Origin of the sequence: Bacillus sp. SIMBA_008 (genome assembly GCF_046535495.1) — a bacterium.
Taxonomy (GTDB): Bacteria; Bacillota; Bacilli; order Bacillales; family Bacillaceae; genus Bacillus; species Bacillus subtilis.
This window is the reverse complement of sequence record NZ_JAWRWL010000667.1, coordinates 1-262: the sequence shown is the minus strand read 5'-3', so window position 1 is coordinate 262 and position 262 is coordinate 1. Positions and strand designations below refer to the sequence as shown.

The 262-nt window shown below is 67.2% G+C and carries 1 protein-coding gene; it reads right to left on the bottom strand.

What is annotated here, in order from left to right; translation table 11 throughout:
- A partial coding sequence (locus SB658_RS24895; protein ID WP_486308221.1) for a hypothetical protein occupies window positions 1-262 on the bottom strand: 262 nt, incomplete at both ends.

The following is a 262-nucleotide window of genomic DNA, read 5'->3' as shown; positions in this document are numbered from 1 at the left end:
ACGCCGCGGAGGCCGACCTGGTCGAGTCCGTCGATCACGCGGATGTAGCGGGACGGATGCACCTGGGCCAGATGACGGATCAGATCATCGAAGCGGTCATCGGATGCCGTGCCGGCGGTCGCGCCGGCCTCACGCGCGCTGTCGTAGGCCTCGTCGTCGAGCACGACGGCATGGCCGTCCAGAGCGCGCTGCCGGAAGTCGACGCCGTCGATCCGGATCGTCTGGAAGCTGTCCGACATCGCATGGATCTCGCGAAGGAAGT